The 18,782-nt window shown below is 63.0% G+C and carries 15 protein-coding genes; 12 read left to right on the top strand and 3 right to left on the bottom strand.

Annotation, left to right across the window (positions count from 1 at the left end):
• Nucleotides 1-55: 55 nt before the first annotated feature.
• The 5 genes from gnd to nudC are packed head-to-tail and all read left to right on the top strand — an operon-like array spanning nt 56 to nt 6,279.
• The gene (gnd, locus tag IFT80_RS08300) at nt 56-1,216 is read left to right on the top strand and encodes a phosphogluconate dehydrogenase (NAD(+)-dependent, decarboxylating) (protein ID WP_425311959.1); all 1,161 of its coding nucleotides are present in this window, start codon (nt 56-58) and stop codon (nt 1,214-1,216) included.
• Nucleotides 1,213-2,721, top strand: a complete 1,509-nt coding sequence (zwf, locus tag IFT80_RS08295) for a glucose-6-phosphate dehydrogenase (RefSeq protein ID WP_122796984.1) — start codon at nt 1,213-1,215, stop codon at nt 2,719-2,721. Before gnd ends, zwf begins: the two co-directional genes overlap by 4 nt.
• Complete coding sequence (locus tag IFT80_RS08290; protein WP_122796983.1) at nt 2,718-3,545, top strand: Cof-type HAD-IIB family hydrolase; 828 nt, start codon at nt 2,718-2,720, stop codon at nt 3,543-3,545. The genes zwf and IFT80_RS08290 overlap by 4 nt, the downstream gene beginning before the upstream one ends.
• A gap of 57 nt (nt 3,546-3,602) precedes the next feature.
• The gene (locus IFT80_RS08285) at nt 3,603-5,417 is read left to right on the top strand and encodes a glycoside hydrolase family 15 protein (protein WP_192137259.1); all 1,815 of its coding nucleotides are present in this window, start codon (nt 3,603-3,605) and stop codon (nt 5,415-5,417) included.
• A 31-nt stretch (nt 5,418-5,448) separates the two neighbouring features.
• Nucleotides 5,449-6,279: an NAD(+) diphosphatase gene (nudC, locus tag IFT80_RS08280; RefSeq protein WP_192103521.1), complete on the top strand. Its 831-nt coding sequence runs from the start codon at nt 5,449-5,451 to the stop codon at nt 6,277-6,279.
• Here nudC and IFT80_RS08275 read toward each other — a convergent pair.
• Both IFT80_RS08275 and tkt read right to left on the bottom strand, forming a co-directional pair.
• The gene (locus IFT80_RS08275) at nt 6,247-7,038 is read right to left on the bottom strand and encodes a TSUP family transporter (protein ID WP_192059626.1); all 792 of its coding nucleotides are present in this window, start codon (nt 7,036-7,038) and stop codon (nt 6,247-6,249) included. The genes nudC and IFT80_RS08275 overlap by 33 nt on opposite strands.
• A gap of 358 nt (nt 7,039-7,396) precedes the next feature.
• Nucleotides 7,397-9,466: a transketolase gene (tkt, locus tag IFT80_RS08270; RefSeq protein ID WP_192137257.1), complete on the bottom strand. Its 2,070-nt coding sequence runs from the start codon at nt 9,464-9,466 to the stop codon at nt 7,397-7,399.
• 227 nt (nt 9,467-9,693) lie between these two features.
• Here tkt and hemB point away from each other — a divergent pair, with 227 nt between their 5' ends.
• The gene (gene hemB / locus IFT80_RS08265) at nt 9,694-10,668 is read left to right on the top strand and encodes a porphobilinogen synthase (protein ID WP_192137255.1); all 975 of its coding nucleotides are present in this window, start codon (nt 9,694-9,696) and stop codon (nt 10,666-10,668) included.
• 9 nt (nt 10,669-10,677) lie between these two features.
• On the opposite strand, the gene IFT80_RS08260 is transcribed toward hemB, so the two are convergent.
• Nucleotides 10,678-11,100 (bottom strand): DUF4174 domain-containing protein, encoded by a 423-nt coding sequence (locus IFT80_RS08260; protein WP_192137253.1) that lies wholly within the window; start codon nt 11,098-11,100, stop codon nt 10,678-10,680.
• On the opposite strand from IFT80_RS08260, the gene IFT80_RS08255 reads away from it, so the two are divergent.
• The 6 genes from IFT80_RS08255 (at nt 11,099) to IFT80_RS08230 (ending at nt 18,781) form a co-directional block, all read left to right on the top strand.
• Nucleotides 11,099-11,557, top strand: coding sequence for a hypothetical protein (locus IFT80_RS08255; RefSeq protein WP_244652370.1), 459 nt, complete (start codon nt 11,099-11,101; stop codon nt 11,555-11,557). The two genes, IFT80_RS08260 and IFT80_RS08255, sit on opposite strands and share 2 nt — an antisense overlap.
• 214 nt (nt 11,558-11,771) lie before the next feature.
• Nucleotides 11,772-12,710 carry a hypothetical protein gene (locus tag IFT80_RS08250; RefSeq protein WP_192059616.1) on the top strand — a complete coding sequence of 313 codons (939 nt, stop codon included), beginning with the start codon at nt 11,772-11,774 and terminating at the stop codon, nt 12,708-12,710.
• 318 nt (nt 12,711-13,028) lie between these two features.
• Entirely contained in the window at nt 13,029-13,949 is a 921-nt protein-coding gene (locus tag IFT80_RS08245; protein ID WP_192059614.1) for an aldo/keto reductase, read from the top strand.
• Between the two features lie 12 nt (nt 13,950-13,961).
• The gene (locus IFT80_RS08240) at nt 13,962-15,263 is read left to right on the top strand and encodes an NTP/NDP exchange transporter (protein ID WP_192137251.1); all 1,302 of its coding nucleotides are present in this window, start codon (nt 13,962-13,964) and stop codon (nt 15,261-15,263) included.
• A gap of 82 nt (nt 15,264-15,345) precedes the next feature.
• The gene (locus IFT80_RS08235) at nt 15,346-17,325 is read left to right on the top strand and encodes a putative bifunctional diguanylate cyclase/phosphodiesterase (protein ID WP_192137249.1); all 1,980 of its coding nucleotides are present in this window, start codon (nt 15,346-15,348) and stop codon (nt 17,323-17,325) included.
• A gap of 178 nt (nt 17,326-17,503) precedes the next feature.
• Complete coding sequence (locus tag IFT80_RS08230) at nt 17,504-18,781, top strand: serine/threonine transporter (protein WP_192103531.1); 1,278 nt, start codon at nt 17,504-17,506, stop codon at nt 18,779-18,781.
• The last annotated feature ends 1 nt before the right edge of the window (nt 18,782 follow it).

Below are 18,782 nucleotides of genomic sequence, written 5' to 3'. Positions count from 1 at the left end.
CATGCCTGCCTCGCAAACCGTTGCGATTTGTGTCGGATCCCAGGTATGAACGTTGATGAAATCGACAAAAAAAGCCAAGTTTTGCCCAGCGTCGCAATCGACCAAAGGTATACTCGGAAACTTACCGGTATCGTCCGGGACTAACTTGGAAGCTCGATCGGGCAATACCCGTACAGGCTTTCAGGACAACACCGTTCAAGAAATATCTTCTTCAAGTAACATAGAGTGGAGCTCTCGCATGCAACTGGGAATCATTGGGCTGGGCCGCATGGGCGGCAACATCGCCAGAAGGTTGATGCGCGCGGGTCATCAAACGGTGGTCTTCGATCGCAATCAGGATTCAGTGCATGGCCTGGCCGGTGAGGGCGCCATCGGGGCCGCCGATCTAGCCGATCTGGTGAGCAAGATGGACACGCCGCGCGCGGTCTGGGTCATGCTGCCCGCCGGCGCTCCCACCGAGGCGACCATCGCCCAGCTGGGCGATCTGCTCGAGCCGGGCGACGTGATCATCGACGGGGGCAACACCTTCTACAAGGATGACATCCGTCGCGCACGCGAGCTGGCTGCCCGCCAGTTGCACTACGTCGACGTCGGCACCTCTGGCGGCGTGTGGGGCCTGGACCGCGGCTATTGCATGATGATCGGCGGCGAGCCGGACATCTTCGAACGCCTCGACCCACTGTTCGACTGCCTGGCGCCGGGCATGGGCGACATCCCGCGTACCCGTGATCGCAACAGTTCGGACGATCGTGCCGAGCGTGGCTACATCCATGCAGGTCCGGCCGGTTCCGGGCACTTCGTCAAGATGATCCACAATGGCATCGAGTACGGCATGATGCAGGCCTTCGCCGAGGGCTTCGATATCCTCAAGACCAAGTCCAGCAGCGAGCTGCCGGAAGATCAGCGTTTCGACCTCAACCTGGCCGACATCGCCGAAGTCTGGCGTCGCGGCAGCGTGGTGTCGTCGTGGTTGCTCGACCTGACGGCCGATGCCCTGGCCAGCGATCAGCAGCTGAGCCAATATTCCGGCGTGGTGTCGGACAGTGGTGAAGGCCGCTGGACCATCGACGCGGCGGTCGAGCAGGCCGTGCCGGTACCGGTGTTGTCCAGCGCCTTGTTCGCGCGCTTCCGCTCGCGTCAGGACGCGACCTACGGTGACAAGATCCTCTCGGCGATGCGCTTCGGCTTCGGCGGTCACGTCGAGGTTCCCAAATGAGTAGAGCGACCTCGAAAGTTGATGCCGCTCCACCGTCAACCCTGTTTCTGTTCGGCGCCCACGGCGACCTTGTCAAACGCTTGCTGATGCCGGCCTTGTACAATTTGAGCCGGGATGGACTGCTGGACAACGGCCTGCACATTGTCGGGGTCGATCACAATGAGGTGAGCGACGCGGACTTCGCCGCCAAGCTCGAAGCCTTCATCATCGAACAGGCGCGCGCCAAGGGCATCGACGAGCCGGACAAAGTGCTGGATCCGGCGCTCTGGGCCAAGCTGCGCAAGCGCATCAGCTACATTTCCGGCGACTTCCTCGACGACGCCACCTACCAGGCGATTGCCGAACGCATCGAAGTCAACGGTACCGGCAATGCCATGTTCTACCTGGCCACCTCGCCGCGCTTCTTCAGTGAAGTCGCGCAGCGACTGGGCAGCAGCGGGTTGCTCAAGGAGCAGCCTGACGCCTTTCGCCGGGTGGTGATCGAAAAACCCTTCGGTCACGACCTGGCGTCCGCCGAAGCGCTCAACGCCTGCCTGTTGAGCGTGATGAGCGAGAAGCAGATCTATCGCATCGATCATTACCTGGGCAAGGAGACGGTGCAGAACATTCTGGTCAGCCGTTTCTCCAACGGTATTTTCGAAGCGTTCTGGAACAACCACTACATCGACCACGTGCAGATCACTGCCGCCGAAACGGTCGGGGTTGAAACCCGTGGCAATTTCTACGACCAGACCGGCGCGTTGCGCGACATGGTCCCCAATCACCTGTTCCAGCTGTTGGCGATGATTGCCATGGAGCCCCCGGCGGCCTTCGGCGCCGACGCGGTCCGCGGCGAGAAGGCCAAGGTGATCGGCGCCATTCGCCCCTGGTCCAAGGCCGATGCCTTGAAGAATTCGGTCCGTGGCCAGTACACCGCGGGGCAGGGCGACAAGCCCGGCTATCGCGAGGAGCCCAAGGTCGACCCGCAGAGCACCACTGAAACCTACGTGGCGCTCAAGGTCATGGTCGACAACTGGCGCTGGGTTGGCGTGCCGTTCTACCTGCGCACCGGCAAGCGCATGAGCGTGCGCGACACCGAAATCGCCATCTGCTTCAAACCGGCGCCCTACGCGCAGTTCCGCGACACCGAAGTGGACCGTCTCAAGTCCAATTACCTGAAGATCCAGATCCAGCCGGACGAGGGCATGTGGTTCGACCTGCAGGCCAAGCGCCCTGGCCCAGCCATGGAGCTGGAAAACGTCAAGCTGGGCTTTGCCTACAAGGACTTCTTCCAGATGCAGCCGTCCACGGGTTACGAGACGCTGATCTACGACTGCCTCATCGGCGACCAGACCTTGTTCCAGCGCGCCGACAACATTGAAAACGGTTGGCGCGCCGTGCAGCCGTTCCTCGATGCGTGGCGCGACGGTGGCAGCATTGCCACCTACGCGGCTGGCGAAGACGGTCCGGAAGCAGCCGACGAGTTGTTGGCGCGCGATGGCCACCATTGGCATCGACTGGGATGAGTGCGCCCTCGCAACACCTCATCCAGTTCGTCCTCAGCGACATGGACGGCACCCTGCTGATGCCCGATCACAGCCTGAGCCCTGCCGTCATCGAAGCGGTGGCGCAGCTGCGCGCCGCCGGGGTACGGTTTACCCTGGCCAGCAGTCGCCCACCACGGGCAATGCGCGAGCAGATCCGGGTTTTGGGAATCGACCTGCCCACGGCTGCATTCAATGGGGGCGTGCTGGTCAATCCTGACGGCAGCGAGCTGCAGTCCCATTGGGTGGAGCGCGAGGCGGTCGATACCTGTCTGGCGATGTTTGCCGAGCACCAGTTGGACGTCTGGGTATTTGCCGACGATCAGTGGCTGGCGCGCGACCGCGAAGCTCACTATTTTCCCAAGGAGCTGCACGCTCTGGGCTATGAGCCGCTGATCGTCGACGATTTCACGCCCTATCTGGACCGTGTGCACAAGATGGTCGCAACCTCCAATGATTTCCAACTGCTGATCGATCTGGAAAAGCAGCTGCAGGCACCATTGAGCGGCAAGGCGATTGCGGCACGCTCGCAGCAGTATTACCTGGACATCACTGCGGTGTTGGCGAACAAAGGTGAAGCCTTGGCAACCCTGGCGGGAAGTCTGGGCATCGATCTGGCCAATACCGCCGTATTGGGCGACGGCGCCAACGACGTAGCCATGTTCAAGCGCGCCGGGTTCTCCGTGGCAATGGGTCAGGGCGAGCAGGGGGTGCGCGATCAGGCCGATGCGGTTACCTCCAGCAACGCGGCAGATGGCGTAGCGCAAGCCATACACGAACTGATACTGCCCCGCACTCGAGGTTGATGCAGTTTTCCGGCGCGGCTCCGATTCCCGGTCCGCGCCCGTGATCATGAGGGTTCCATGCCGGCGCTGATCGAAGACTATGCCCTGTTGGGCAACTGCCGTACCGCTGCTCTGGTTGACAAGTCGGGTTCACTGGATTGGCTGTGCTTTCCCCGTTTCGATTCCCCGGCCTGTTTCTCGGCCCTGCTGGGTGACAGCGAAAACGGTCGCTGGCGTATCTGTCCCAGCGATCCGTTGACCGGCACCGAGCGCCGCTACCGCGACAGCACCATGACCCTAGAGACCGTGTTCCATACCGAACACGGCAGCGCCATGCTCGTCGACTGGATGCCGGTGGGCGAACAGGACTGCGTGGTGCGCACTGTGGTCGGCCTGAGCGGGAAGGTCGCGTTCGACATGGAACTGGTCATGCGCTTCGACTACGGCAGCAGTGTGCCCTGGGTCGAGCAGGCGCACCCCAGAACGCTGACTGCAGTGGCCGGCCCCGACATGCTGGTGTTGCGCAGTGCATCCGACCTGCATGCGGTGGACCACCGCACCGGCAGCCGCTTCACGGTCGGTGCTGGCGAGCGGCTGTGCTACCGCCTGAGTTTCCAGCCCTCGCACCTGCCTTTGCAGCCAGCCTTGGATGCCGACCGTTGCCTGGCCGAAACAGAACGCTACTGGCGTGAATTTGCCGAGCGCTGTCCGCACGTAGGGGCCTGGACACCGCTGGTGAAACGCTCGCTGTTGACCCTCAAGGCCATGACCTATGCCCCCACGGGCGGCATCGTTGCTGCGGTCACCACCTCGCTGCCCGAACAGCTGGGCGGCGAGCGCAACTGGGACTACCGCTACTGCTGGCTGCGCGACGCCACCATGACCCTGCTGGCCTTCATGAACCTGGGCTACTACGAAGAAGCCGCCGCCTGGCGCAAGTGGTTGATGCGTTCGGTTGCCGGCAACCCCGAGCAGATGCAGATCATGTACGGCCTGGCCGGCGAGCGCCGATTGCCCGAACAGACCTTGCCATGGCTCGCGGGTTACGAGGGTTCCGCGCCGGTGCGCATCGGCAACGGCGCCGCGACCCAGCGCCAGCTGGATGTCTACGGCGAAGTGGCCGACGCCATGAGCCAGGCCATCCGCGCCGGACTGCCGCGACACCCGCGTGGCGCCGCGATTTTCCGCGTCATACTGCCGTACCTGGAAAGCATCTGGGAGCAGCCGGACGAGGGGATCTGGGAGATTCGCGGTGCGCCGCAGCACTTCACCCACTCCAAGGTCATGGCCTGGGTGGCTTTCGACCGTGCGGCGAACCTCGCCGAGCCCACAGAGGAGGGACGGGAGCAGGCCGCGCGTTACCGCGCCGTCGCCGACCGCATCCATGCCCAGGTCTGCAGCCGGGGCATCGATGCGCAGATGGGGCATTTCGTTCAGGCCTATGGCTCGACCCATACCGATGCCAGCCTGCTGCAGATTGCCTTGACCGGTTTCCTGCCGCCGGACGATCCGCGGGTGGTGGCTACCGTGGCACGTATCGAGAGCACGTTGATGCGCGACGGTCTGCTGCTGCGTTACGACACCGCCCACGGGGTCGATGGCCTGGACCCTGGCGAAGGGACTTTTCTGGTGTGCTCTTTCTGGCTGGCCGATGTCTATGTGCTGCAAGGCCGCATGGCCGACGCCGAACGGCTGTTCGAGCGCCTGGCCGGTCTGTGCAACGACGTTGGCCTGCTGGCCGAGCAGTACGACCCACAGGCGGGGCGCATGCTGGGAAATTTTCCCCAGGCGTTCAGCCAGTTGGGCATCATCAATACCGCGCTCAACCTGTACCGCGCGCAGAACCCGGCCCAGGCCCGCGCTGCCGCCGCCGTGGGCGCGCGCGTGGAATGATCGCGCGGCTGCAAGACGAGGATTCGATTCGATGAGTGAACGCTGGACCACAGCGGTGCTCGATACCGCACAACCCGGTGGCTGGGCCGTGGCTCGCAGCAGCCAGGGATTTCTCTGCAACGCCCAAGGCGTACTGTTCGAGCGTGACTGGCTCAAGCAGCGACCCATCGATGTCCTGACCGAACACGGCATCGGGCATTTCGACGGCCGGCCGGTTTACCTTCTGGAGCTGCGCAGCCCGGACGCACCGGACGGCTGCCACTGGCAGGGCCTGCGGCAGTTCATGCTCGAAGGCGATTTCCAGGTCTACCGCATGCTCGGCTATGCCGCGCAGATCGGCACCTGGGCGCGTGAGCATCGGTTTTGCGGCAGTTGCGGCGGCTCGACGTTGCAGGTGCCAGGTGAACGTGCGATGCATTGCGCGCGCTGCGAGTTGCGCAGCTATCCGCGGATCTCGCCGAGCATGATCGTACTGGTCACGCGCGGCGATGAAGTCTTGCTGGCTCGCTCTCCACGGTTCGTGCCGGGTGTCTACAGCACGTTGGCCGGCTTTGCCGAGCCGGGCGAGTCTGCCGAAGACTGCCTGCGCCGTGAGGTGATGGAAGAGGTACAGGTGAGCGTACGCAACATCCAGTACATCGGCAGCCAGTGCTGGCCGTTTCCGCATTCGATGATGCTGGGTTTCCATGCCGAATACGCCGCCGGCGAGATCGTGCCCCAGCTCGACGAAATCGAAGACGCCCAGTGGTTTCGCATCGATGCATTGCCGGCCCTGCCGGCCGGGCGCTCGATTGCCCGGCACCTCATCGACCTGTACGTGGCGCGCCGCTCAGGCCTGCCCGAACCAGTGCTGCCAGGCTAGCCGTACGGTCAGGGCCAGCACGATGGTAATGAACACCGGGCGGATGAACTTGGCGCCGCCGCCGATCGCCGTGCGTGCGCCAAAGAACGCACCCACCGTCACCGCCAGGCCCATGCTCAGGCCGATCAGCCAGTCGACCTGACCGCTGATGATGAACACCGTGAGTGCGGCGATGTTGCTGACGAAGTTCATGCTGCGCGCCACGCCGCTGGCGCGGACCAGGTCCAGTGGGTACAGCAGCATCGTGCTGACGGTCCAGAAGGCCCCGGTGCCGGGGCCTGCCACGCCATCGTAGAAGCCCAGCGTCAAGCCTTGAGGCAATTGCCATTTGCGCTTGATCGGCGCGTGGCTGTCCAGCGGCGCCTTGGGTGTGCCGCCGAACAGCAGGTACAGGCCGCAAGCGAAGACGATCACCGGCAGCATCCGGTTCAGCCATTCGGCAGGCATGTAGTGCGCCGCACCCGCACCGAGAAACCCGCCGACCAGGGTGCCCAGCAGGGCATTCTTCCATTGCCGCGGATGGAACAGCTTGCGTTTGTAGAAGGTATAGCTTGCAGTCGCGGCGCCAAAGGTCGAGCTGAGCTTGTTGGTGCCCAGCACCAGGTGCGGTGGCAAGCCTGCAGTGAGCAGGGCCGGCGTGGTGAGCAGGCCACCACCGCCAGCGATGGCGTCGATGAACCCGGCCACGAATGCGACCAGCACGAGAATGAGCAGGATGCTCGGCGTGACGCTGAGATTGGACAGAAGATCGAAAGACATGGGGTCGGCTTCACGGCAGGGTGCATGCGAAAGGCGCAGGCGAATGCAGCCATTCTAGCCGGTGCGCGGCGCTGCATGCATCCGTAGGAGCGGTCTTTGGCCGCGAATGGGAAGCCGCGGAGCCGCAGATCCACCGCGCCGCCCGTTTCGCGGCCAAAGACCGCTCCTACAGAGGAGCCTGATACCGTAGGAGCGGTCAGCGGCCGCGAAAGCAACGCCGCGGAGTTCCAGACTCGCCGCGCCGCTCATTTCGCGGCCACGGACCGCTCCTACACAGGAGCCTGATACCGTAGGAGCGGTCAGCGGCCGCGAAAGCAACGCCGCGGAGTTTCAGGTTCACCGCGCCGCCGAGATAGGGCTAGCCGATCTGCTCTTTCGCCAGCTTCACCACATTGTCCACGGTGAACCCGAACTTGGCCTGCAGCTTGTCGATCGGCGCCGAGGCCCCGAAGCTGTTCATCACCACCTTCGCACCGGTGGCACCCACGTAGCGATCCCAACCCAGCGGTCCGGCCTGCTCGATGGCCACGCGCGCAGTCACCGCAGCCGGCAGCACCTGTTCGCGATACTGCGCATCCTGCTCCTCGAACAACTCCCAGCACGGCAGGCTGACCACGCGGGCCGCGATACCTTGCTCGTGCAACTGCTCATAAGCCTGCACGGCAAGGCCCACTTCACTGCCAGTGGCGATCAGAATCACCTGCGGATTCTCGCTGTCGGCCAACACATAGCCGCCACGGGCGACGCCCTCGGCACTGCCGAAGCGCTCGCGATCCAGGGTCGCCATAGGCTGACGCGACAGCACGATGCACGACGGCCGATCGGTCTGTGCCAAGGCAATCTTCCAGGCCTGGGTGGTTTCGTTGGCGTCGCCTGGGCGTAACGTCAGCAGCCCCGGCGTCGCGCGTAGCTGGGTCAGGTGTTCGATGGGCTGATGGGTCGGGCCGTCCTCACCGACACCGATGGAGTCGTGAGTGAAGACGAATACCACCGGCAGCTCCATGATTGCCGCCAGGCGAATCGGCGGTTTCATGTAGTCGCTGAACACCAGAAAGGTCGAGGTGTACGGACGGATGTAGCACAGCGCCAGGCCATTGGCGATCGCGCCCATGGCGTGCTCGCGGATGCCGAAGTGCAGATTGCGCCCCTCAGGCTGGGTTGCCGAAAAACTGCCGGCACCGTCGAACGTCAGGTTGGTCTTGGTCGACGGCGACAGATCGGCCGAACCGCCCAGCAACCAGGGAATCTTCTTGGCGAACGCGTTCAGCACCTTGCCGCCCGCGGCACGCGTCGCCACACCCTTGGCGTCGGTGTCGAAGGCTTCCAGTTCGGCCTGCCAGCCTTCGGGCATTTCCCCAGCGCGCATGCGCCGCAGTTCCTCGGCCAGGTCGGGTTCGCGTTCTGCCAGTGTCTGCAACTGCTGTTCCCACTGCGCATGGCGTTCACCATGGCTGCTCAGCAAGGTGTCACGCAGATGATGAGCCACGCCGTCAGGCACCGAGAAGCTGCTGTTCTCATCCCAGCCGTAGGCTTTCTTGGCCAGCTTGATCTCATCGTCACCCAGCGCTTCACCGTGGGCAGCGGCGGTGTTCTGTTTGTTCGGCGCGCCATAGCCGATCACGCTGTCGACCATGATCAAGGTCGGCGCGTCGCGGTTCTGGGTGAACTGCTCGAAGGCTTTGGCCAACGCTTCGGTGTCGTTGGCGTCGGTGACGTGCAAGGTGTTCCAGCCGTAGCCCTTGAATCGGGTCAGCACGTCTTCGCTGAACGCCAGTTCGGTGTGGCCTTCGATGCTGATCGTGTTGTTGTCGTAGATCCAGCACAGGTTGGCCAGCTTCAAATGGCCGGCCATCGACGCGGCCTCGCTGCTGACGCCTTCCATCATGTCGCCGTCGCCGCAGATCGCGTAGACGTTGTAGTCGAACAGCTTCAGGTCGTCGCGGTTGAAGCGCGACGCAAGCCAGTGCTGAGCCATGGCCATGCCAACGCTGTTGGCGCAACCTTGGCCCAGCGGCCCGGTAGTGGTCTCGACACCGGTAGTGAAACGGTATTCGGGATGCCCGGGAGTCTTGGAGTCCATCTGCCGAAACTGCTTGATGTCGTCCAGGCTGACTGCAGGCTGGCCGGTCTTGGTCCCGTGCTCGTCGATTTCTTCGACGCCCGCCAGGTGCAACAGCCCGTACAGCAGCATGGAAGCATGGCCGGCGGAGAGCACGAATCGGTCGCGGTTGGGCCAGTCGGGATGCTCGGGGTGGTAGCGCAGGAAGCGGCTCCACAGGGTATAGCCCACCGGCGCCAGGGCCATGGGTGTGCCGGGATGCCCGGAATTGGCTTTCTGCACGGCATCCATGGCCAACGTGCGCAAGGTATTGATGCACAGCTGGTCGGTGGCGGTGGAACTGGCTGGATTGGAAACCTGATTTGTCATATTGATTCGATCCCACATTGAGTTCGCGAGGAAATCGCGGTGAAGATGTCGTCAGGGTTGACCCTTGAGCGGCCGGGTAAGTTGCGTTGCAAGGCCGTGCTCTGCACTTCAACCAATTGTTACCTGCCGTGCAACTCAGCTTTATCGAAATCCGGTTTGCCCGGCGCCCGTCTCCCGGCCTAAGCTTGCCCGTTCGATGCCGTACGCCCTTATCAGTGGAATCCATGATGCCCAGCCAGTTTCCTTCCGCCAGGCCGCGCCGCCTGCGCCGCAACGCTTCTTTCCGCGATCTGTTCCAGGAAGCCGAATTCAATCTTGGCGACCTGGTGCTGCCGATTTTCGTCGAAGAAGAGATCGACGACTTCGTGCCCATCAACAGCATGCCGGGAGTCATGCGCATTCCCGAGTCGAAGCTTGCGGGCGAGATCGAGCGCTACGCGCGTGCCGGCATCAAATCGGTGATGACGTTCGGCGTGTCTCACCACCTCGATGCCGATGGCAGCGACACCTGGAACGAAAACGGTCTGGTGGCGCGCATTGCCCGTATCTGCAAGGACACCGCTCCCGAGATGGTGGTCATGGCCGACACCTGTTTCTGCGAGTACACCTCCCATGGTCACTGCGGGGTTCTCCACGGTGAGCATGTCGACAACGACGCCACCTTGATCAACCTCGGCAAGCAGGCCGTGGTTGCGGCCCGCGCCGGTGCCGATTTCATTTCGCCGTCGGCGGCCATGGACGGTCAGGTCCAGGCGATCCGTGCTGCGCTGGACGAAGCCGGTTTCTTCGACACGTCGATCATGGCCTATTCGACCAAATTCGCGTCGTCGTTCTACGGCCCGTTCCGCGAAGCCGGTGGCACGGCCCTCAAGGGTGATCGCAAGACGTACCAGATGAACCCCATGAACCGTCGTGAAGCCGTGCGCGAATCGCTGCTCGACGAGCAGGAGGGCGCGGACGCCTTGATGGTCAAGCCTGCAGGGGCCTACCTCGACATCATTCGCGATATCCGCGAGGCGTCGCGCCTGCCGCTGGCTGCGTACCAGGTCAGTGGCGAATACGCGATGATCAAGTTTGCCGGCCAGGCAGGCGCGGTGGACGAGCAGCGTATCGTCCGCGAGAGCCTGGGCGCGATCAAGCGCGCCGGCGCCGACCTGATCTTCACTTACTTCGCCATGGACATCGCCCGCGAAGGCATCTGACTCGTCGATTCACTCGCCCTGGCGCATCGGCATGCGGTCGATGGTGCTGAACAAAGCCTGCGGATCGACGGGCCCCGGTTGGTCGACCTTGATGCCGCCGTCCTTGCCCACCAGCAAGACCCGGGCCTGGGCATCGGCCGGGTGCCTGAGCGCCTTGAGCAGCGCCGCGCTGGACTCATTGCTCAACGGCTGGCCATTGCGGCTGGCCCGGCCGCCGACGATTTCGTAGAGCACCATCTCGCGTTCGACGAACGCCTCGCGGTTGACCGGCCTGGCCAGCGCGGTGCGCAGGTCGACCAGGGTGGCATCGCGTGCATCAGGCGCAATGACGATCAGTGGACGACTCTGCCAGCGTTCGGCAACCAGCGGGTTGCCGTCGCTGGCATGGGCCAGGGACGCGCCCAGCGCCAGGGCTGTGATCAGGTTTTTCATGTTCCATCTCCTTTCAACGAGCAGGGTCTGGCCCGACAGGGGCATTCTCGACAATGGCATTCCCGGTAGAACTTGGGCAGGTGCGGTGGGTTCCAAGCCGTATCGTTCCTGCGCAATGGGTAATGCAATGCCACTTAGAATCCAGCAACACGATATAGAACAAACCAATCTGCGCACCGTCAGTGAAATATGGCTGGCGGGCCCGGCATGCACATTCAGTGCTGAAAGCGAGCTCGACACTCTGTGTTTCTGGCGTGGAAGTCCGGCTGTCAGCCACGACATGCTCAGCGAAGGTACCCATGAGCAGAATCTGCAGCGTCTGTGGCTGCTCATTCCTGACTTTGCCGATAATTCCGCCGTTGCGGCGGTAGAGGCCAGGCTGCGGACTGCTCTGGAAAAGCAGTACATGGAAGGTGAGTTCTATCCTGCGCAGCAGAAAAATACGACTGAGTTGTAGTCAACTCTATTTACGTTTCCAAACAATGCAGAAAGCCCGGTCAGTCATTGACGGTTCGGGCATATTGCATGAGCCTGCGTCTAGGTTTGCATCGTAACCTAATGATTTAAAACGTTATTGTTTTTAAGTGGTGTGGCACGCGTGGTGCATTGTTCTCCCCGCAAGCATTACGTGAGCGATCACACACGTTGAACCTGCTAGGAGCACGACAATAATGATGACCCCTGCTGACCACCTTCCTCCTGCCGCGCTATCCGCTTCGACGGACAGTTCCAATCACTCTGGTGTTTCCTGGGCCGCGATTTTCGCCGGCGCAGCGGGTGCCGCCGCCTTGTCCATGATCCTCGTGGTGCTGGGCTTCGGCCTCGGATTTTCGGCCATATCGCCGTGGGCCGACAAGGGTGTGAGCGCCACTACGCTCGGCGTTTCCACGGTCATTTGGCTGACATTCACGCAAATCGTCGCTTCCGGAATGGGCGGTTATCTGGCCGGTCGCTTGCGGGTGAAGTGGGCCAACATGCACGGCGACGAAGTGTACTTCCGCGATACCGCGCACGGTTTCCTGGCGTGGGCAGTGGCCTCGCTGGTCACTGCGATGCTGGTGTTGGGTTCGGTCGGCAGTGCGATCGGCGGCGGCGTGCAGGCCGGCGCCAGCGTTGCCTCCGGTGCCGCCGTGGCAGCGGGCAGTTCCGCGAATGACAACGCCAGCGACCCGTACGGCTACTTCGTCGACATGCTGTTTCGCGACAACCGCCCGGTAGCGGTCAGCGATGACGCAGCCCATGCCGTGGTGACTCGCATCTTCGCCCGGACGGTGAGCAACGATGGCCAGCTCGCCGGTGAAGACCGCGCCTATCTGGCGCAACTGGTCAGCCAGCGTACCAACCTGACCCAGGCTCAGGCCGAGCAGCGCGTCGATCAGGTCTACGGTCAGGCGTTGAAGTCGGTCGAAGACGCTGAAATGGCCGCCCGCCAGGCTGCCGATACCGCTAAGAAAGTTGCTGCCGCCACGGCGCTGTGGACGTTCGTCGCCTTGCTCTGCGGCGCGTTCTTTGCCAGCTTCGCGGCGACCTTCGGTGGCCGCAGCCGGGATGCCGTAGTCTGGCATGAACGCGACCGCACCCGCACTCACGCACCCACTTCGATTCGCTGATCAAGGAGTACTGCCATGCGCTCGATTCTCTTGTTTTTCCTCGGTGTGCCTATCCCGATCATCATCTTGATCGCGCTATTCATGCACTGATTCATCCAGCAGTTGCATGACAAAAAACGCCCCCGGCGCGATTCCATTGCCCGGGGGCGTGTCGTTTGAGCCTGGTGTAATGCGATCTCGCGGTCGAAAATTTGTTGTCCTGATGTTTCATTTGTCATCAATGGCGCCCCGAATCCTGTGTGCTTGGCCATACTGGGGTCTGCCATCTTCGTGGGAAATGTCTTCCCGACTCGCGTGAAAACCCTGAGGGGCTACTCCATGCCGACCCGCCGCCAATTCGTTCAGTACACCGCCATGTTGAGCGCAGCCGCCAGTTGGGGCTCGCTCATGTCACCCCTGGCATTCGCCGCACAACCCTTGTTGCAGCGCAAGATTCCCGCCTCCGGTGAACAGCTTCCGGCTATCGGCCTGGGTACCTCGCAGACATTCAACGTCGACCCCGCTTCGGCAGACATGGCGCCTCTGCGCGATGTGCTCAGGGCCTTCGTCGATGGTGGCGCCAGGGTGATCGACACGGCGCCCAGCTATGGTCGCGCCGAGCAGGTGACCGGCGACCTGGTGAACCAGGCCGGCGTGCGCGACAAGGTGTTTCTCGCAAGCAAGGTATCTGCGACCGGACGCGAGGCCGGCATGCGCCAGATCGAAGCCAGCTTCAAGGCGCTGCAGACCGACAGGATCGACCTCATCCAGGTCCATAACCTGCAGGACACCCGTACCCAGTTGGCATTGCTGCGTGAACTCAAGGCCCAAGGCCGTATTCGCTACATTGGTGTGACGCATTACGTGGAATCGGCCCACGACGAGCTGCTGGCCGTGCTGAAGAAAGAGCCGGTCGATTTCGTCCAGGTCAACTACTCGATAGGCGCGCGCAACGCCGAGCGTACCCTGTTGCCGTACTGCGCCGATCACGGCATAGCCACCTTGATCAACCGCACGTTCGAAGCTGGCCGGCTGTTCGCCAAGGTCAAAGGCCGCGCTCTTCCCGAGTGGGCTGCGGCCGAGCTGGATGCCAGTTCATGGGCCCAGTTGATGCTCAAGTTCGTGCTGGCCAACCCTGCGGTCACCACGGTGATTCCAGCCACCTCGCAGCCGCGCTATGTCCTCGACAACCTGTTGGCCGGCCAGGGCCGCCTGCCCGATGCCGGCCAGTTGCAACGCATCGCCGCCGAATTCGCCTGAGGTGCGCTACCTATGATCAGCGTCAGTGCGCGTCTGCGTCAGGCGATCAATGCCCGAGCCGATGAAGGGCGGGCAGCGCTGGCCGCGTTCGCGTTGTTTTTCTGCCTGTTCTGCGGCTATTTCATGCTGCGGCCGATCCGCGAATCCATGGGCATCCAGGGCGGTGTGGAAAACCTGCAATGGTTGTTCACGGCCACCTTCGTCGCGATGCTGGTGGCCGTGCCGCTGTTCGGCTGGCTCAACTCCAGGGTGCCCAGGCTTCACTACATCGACTGGGTATACGGATTCTTCGGCGGCAACCTGTTGCTGTTCGCCGCCGCCTTCGCTGCTGCCGAGCAGGGCATCTGGCTGGCGCGAATCTTCTACGTATGGATCTCGGTCTATAACCTGTTCGTCATCTCGGTGGCATGGAGCTTGATGGCCGATGTGTTCGATGGCGCCCAGGCCAAGCGCCTGTTCGCGTTCATCGCCGCTGGAGCCAGCGTCGGCGGCCTGGCGGGGCCGGCCACGAGCGCGCTGCTGGTCGGCGCCATCGGCGCCAGCGGGCTGTCGATACTGGCGGCAGCATTGCTTGGCGTCGCGATCTTGCTGAAACACCGATTGATGAGCTGGCGTGCCGAGCACGGGGCAGGGCGGCCGGGTGCCGCGCACGCCGAAAGCCCGCGCAAGCCGGTGGCCGGCAACCCGTTCAGTGGGCTGACGCGTGTGCTGCAATCGCGCTACCTGCTGGGCATTTGCGCCTTCGTCGTGCTGTTGGCCACGGTCAGCACCTTTCTGTATTTCGAACAGGCCCGTCTGGTCGCCGAACGCTTCCCCGGTCGCGAGGAACAGGTGCGGGTATTCGGCATCATCGATTTCGTGGTCCAGGCCGGTGCGCTCATCGCGCAGTTGTTCATCACCGGCCGGCTGGCGCAACGGCTGGGAGTGAAGACCTTGCTGGCGCTGGTGCCGGCGCTGGTCTGCCTGGGCTTCATCGGCCTGGCGCTGGCACCCACTTTCGCCATGCTGGCTGGGCTGATGATCGTGCGCCGCATCGGCGAATACGCCTTCGTACGTCCCGGTCGCGAAATGCTCTTCGCCCCATTGGACGCCGAAACCAAATACAAGGCGAAGAACTTCATCGACACGGTGGTCTACCGCGGCGGCGATGCCTTCAGTGGCTGGGTGAAGAGCCTGCTCGACCTGCTCGGACACGGCGTGCTGCTGATCGCCCTGGTGGGCGCTGCCTGCGCAGCGCTGTGGGGAGTGGTGGGCTGGTACCTGGGTGGCAAAGCGGATGCAGCCTCTGCAGAACATTCGGACGCTCGCAAATAAACTGCCTGGATGACCCACGGTTGGCTACAGTAAAGCTGAGTTCGGCCGACAACTTCTGATTACACCCATACGTTCGGACATGATGTCTACGACCAGACGCTTCACCTGCACCGGCCTGTTCGCGCTGATCAAACGGTTGTGCAGCGTACCTCAAGGCAATTCGCGTCTGCTGGCGGCCCAGTACCAGGCCCTGGCCAGGCAGATTCCCCTGATGTACTTCATCCTGCTCATCAACAGCTGGGCGCTGGCCTTCACCCACATGGCCAGCTCGCCCGTGTGGATGACCGTGCACATACCGCTGGTACTGACCCTCATCAGCCTGGTACGAGCGTTGGCCTGGCGCCGCGGTTGGCAGCAGCAACCCGACGACGTCGAAGTCGCCCAGGCGCTGGCGCGGACCAACCGCATCTGTTGTGTCGTGGCCATCGGTTTCACCGTTTGGGCGCTGGCGCTGTTTCCCTATGGCGACAGCTATGCCAAGGCCCATGTGGCCTTCTACATGGCTATCACGGTGATCGGCTGCATTTTCTGCCTCATGCACCTGCGCTCCGCCGCCCTGATGACGGCCGCCGTGGTCAACGTGGCCTTCATTGCCTTTTTCGCCTCCACCGATAACCCGACGTTCATCGCCACCAGCGTCAACGTGATGCTGGTCACGGGCATCATGCTGGTGGTGTTGCAGAACAACTACCGCAACTTCACCGGCCTGGTGAACGCCCAGGCGCACAGCGAAGCGCTGAGCGACGAGAACTTCCTGCTGGCCAACAAGGACAGCCTGACCGGGCTACCCAATCGCCGCTGGTTCTTCAACTGCCTGGACACCTGTCTGGCCCAGGCAGGGGAGCAGGGGCACAGACTGGGCGTGGGCATTCTCGATCTGGACGGATTCAAGCCGGTCAACGACCTGTACGGGCACAGTGTCGGCGACCGCCTGTTGGCCGAGGTCGGCACGCGCCTCGCTGCGCTGCTGCCGGATGGCGTTCACGTTGCGCGTCTGGGTGGCGACGAGTTTGCACTGATCCTGCCCGATTGCGGCGACAACGCGCAGATTGCAGCCTTTGCCGAACGCATCTGCATCGAACTGGGCAAGCCCTACCTGTTGGTCGATGTGCCCATCCAGGTCGGTGTTTCGATGGGCCTGGCGACCTTCCCGGACCTTGCCACCGATGCGCACGAGCTGTTCGAGTACGCCGACTACGCGCTGTACCACAGCAAGCGCCATGTCGTCGGTCACATGTCGCTGTTCTCGGCGCTGCACAGGAAGCAGTTGCAGAGCGCGATCCTCACCGAGCAGGCGCTGCGTCGTGCCGATCTGGATCGCGAGTTCAGCGTCGCCTTCCAGCCCATCGTCGAGTTGCAGACAGGCGCCACCGTGGCGTTCGAAGCCTTGGCTCGGTGGCAGAGCGTGGAGCTGGGGCCCGTGCCGCCCGGCCAGTTCATTCCGGTCGCCGAGCGCAGCGGCATGATAAATCGTCTGACCCTGCCACTGTTGGCCAAGGCCCTGCAGGGTGCATGCACCTGGCCGGCGCCGATCCGTTTGTCCTTCAACCTGTCGGCCCACGACTGCGGCTCCCCCGAAGCCGTGCAGGCCATCGTCAAACTCCTGGCCAACGGCCCGTTCGACCCCAGCCGAGTCGACCTGGAAATCACCGAAACGGCGACCCTGCAGGATCTGGACCTGGTTCAGGAAGCGATCGCATCCCTGCGGGCCCTGGGCTGCGGTATTTCGCTCGACGACTTCGGTACCGGATATTCGAGCCTGAGCCATCTACACGCGCTGGCCCTGACCAAGCTCAAGGTGGACCGCAGTTTCGTCGCCCGCCTGCACGAGAAACCGGCCAGCTACAAGATCGTCAAATCGCTGCTGGCCTTGACCCAGGACATGGATCTGGATTGCATCTTCGAAGGGGTGGAAACCCGCGAGGAGGCGCAGGCGCTGGCATTGCTGGGTTGTCGCTATGTCCAGGGCTATTACTTCGCCAGGCCCATGCCCGCGGACACTACCGCGACCTGGCTGGTGCAGAGCCTCGTACCGGAGAAATGGCTGGCAACCTCGACCTAAACGCGCCGTTGTCGGGCCGGATGGCCGTGCACCGACGGACCGTTGCTCGACTAACCCTTTGCTTTCCTTGCACAATCTTGGACAATCACGCCCCTTTTCAAGGCCGGGGCGCTGCCAGCTGCACGTTTTTCCCGCTTCCGGCCATCAGTTGAACACAGGCAAGCGGAGATTCGACCGGATGAACGAGCAGGCCAACAGCCTCGACCCACGCTACGCCCAGGCGCCCGCCGCCCTGAGCCCCTGGAGCCGCCACGACACCACCTGGATGCTCGGCCTGTTCGGCACTGCGATCGGCGCCGGCACCTTGTTCCTGCCGATCAACGCCGGCCTTGGTGGTTTCTGGCCGCTGGTCATCCTGGCCGTGCTGGCGTTCCCGATGACCTACTACGCGCACCAGGGCCTGACCCGCTTCGTGCTTTCCGGCCGCGCCGGCACGGACATCACCGATGTCGTGGAGGAGCACTTCGGCCTCAAGGCGGGGGCGTTGATAACGCTGCTGTACTTCTTCGCCATCTTTCCGATCCTGCTGATCTACAGCGTGGGCCTGACCAACACCGTCGGCAGTTTCATGGAGCATCAGTTGCACATGGATACGCCGCCACGGGCGGTGCTGGCGCTGGTACTGATTCTCGGTCTGTTGATCGTGGTGCGCTGCGGCGAACAGTTCATCGTCAAGGCGATGAGCCTGATGGTCTATCCGTTCATCGTCGCGCTGGTGTTGCTCGCGCTGTACCTGATTCCGCACTGGAATGGTGGCATCCTGGCGACCGCCGGGGACCTGCCCGCGCCCGGTGCGCTGATCCATACCCTGTGGCTGGCGATCCCGGTAATGGTGTTTTCCTTCAACCATTCGCCGATCATCTCGGCCTTCGCCGTGGACCAGAAGCGTCGCTACGGCGAGCACGCCGACCAGCGCAGCAGCCAGATCCTGGCGCGCGCCCATGGCTTGATGGTGGTGCTGGTGCTGTTCTTCGTGTTCAGTTGCGTGCTGACCCTGTCGCCTGAGCAGCTTGCCGAAGCCAAGGCGCAGAACCTGTCGATCCTGTCCTACCTGGCCAACCACTTCAGCAATCCGGTGATAGCGTTCGCCGCACCGCTGATTGCGATCGTGGCCATCGCCAAATCGTTCCTGGGCCACTACATCGGTGCCAGCGAAGGCATCAAGGGTCTGGTTCTGAAATCCGGCCGTCGGCCCAATGCCAAGGCCCTGGATCGTTTCACCGCACTGTTCATGTTGTTGGTCTGCTGGCTCGTCGCCACGCTCAATCCGAACATTGTGCGCATGATCGAAAGCTTCGGCGGGCCGGTCATTGCCGCGCTGCTGTTCCTCATGCCGATGTACGCGATCCGGCGTGTGCCGGCCATGCGCAAGTACGCCGGGCACGTGTCCAACGTATTCGTGACGCTGGTAGGCCTGGTGGCGATTTCGGCGCTGGTCTATTCGCTGAGCGCCTGAG

Source organism: Pseudomonas sp. CFBP 8771 (assembly GCF_014841695.1).
GTDB classification, from domain to species: Bacteria; Pseudomonadota; Gammaproteobacteria; order Pseudomonadales; family Pseudomonadaceae; genus Aquipseudomonas; species Aquipseudomonas baltica.
Note: the sequence above shows the minus strand (reverse complement) of the source record. Positions and strands in the feature narration are given on the sequence as shown.